Here is a 704-nt window from a genome sequence, read left to right on the forward strand (position 1 = left end):
AGTTCTCGCAAACCGATGGGACCGTCACTGTGAAATTCCAGCGTCGTGACCGCGACATGCTGCGCATTTCCGTGGTGGACCAGGGCGCCGGCATCCCGGAGGCTTTCCGCAGCCGTATATTTGGAAAGTTCGAGCAGGCGGACGCCTCCAGCACCCGTAAAATTGGCGGCACCGGCCTGGGCTTGAGCATCGTCAAGTCCATCACCGAAAAGCTCGGGGGCGCCGTTTCCTTCGAAACCGAGGAAGGCCAGGGAACCTCGTTTCACGTCGACCTTCCCGAGGCGCACAGGCAGGCCGACAAGCCGGTTTTGGTCGAGCGCCGGGCGCGCAAGCGCGATGGCCGCCTGCGTGTCCTCATCTGCGAGGACGAGCCCGACATCGCTGCGGTGATCGCGGCACTTCTTGATGCGGAAGGCTTTTCCAGCGACGTCGCGCCCGATATCGACACCGCCAAGGCGCTCCTGAGCTCCCGCGACTACGTAGCGCTGACGCTCGACATCAAGCTGGCGGGGGAATCCGGCATCAAGCTCTTTCACGACTTAAGGGCATCACCGGTGAATTCCGACATTGCGGTCATCGTCATCTCCGCCGTCGCCGACGAGGCCAGGCGCTCGCTGAACGGCAGCGCCGTCGGCATCATCGATTGGCTGGAGAAGCCGGTGGACTCGAAACGGCTTCACGCCGCTCTCGCCAAGATCGTCGGC

General features: G+C 63.4%; 1 protein-coding gene. It reads left to right on the top strand.

Annotation, left to right across the window (positions count from 1 at the left end):
- Nucleotides 1–704: ATP-binding protein (locus tag EOA22_RS36040; protein WP_127390733.1), on the top strand; the 704-nt coding region annotated here is incomplete at both ends.

The organism is Mesorhizobium sp. M7A.F.Ca.US.014.04.1.1 (assembly GCF_003998745.1).
GTDB lineage: Bacteria > Pseudomonadota > Alphaproteobacteria > Rhizobiales > Rhizobiaceae > Mesorhizobium > Mesorhizobium ciceri.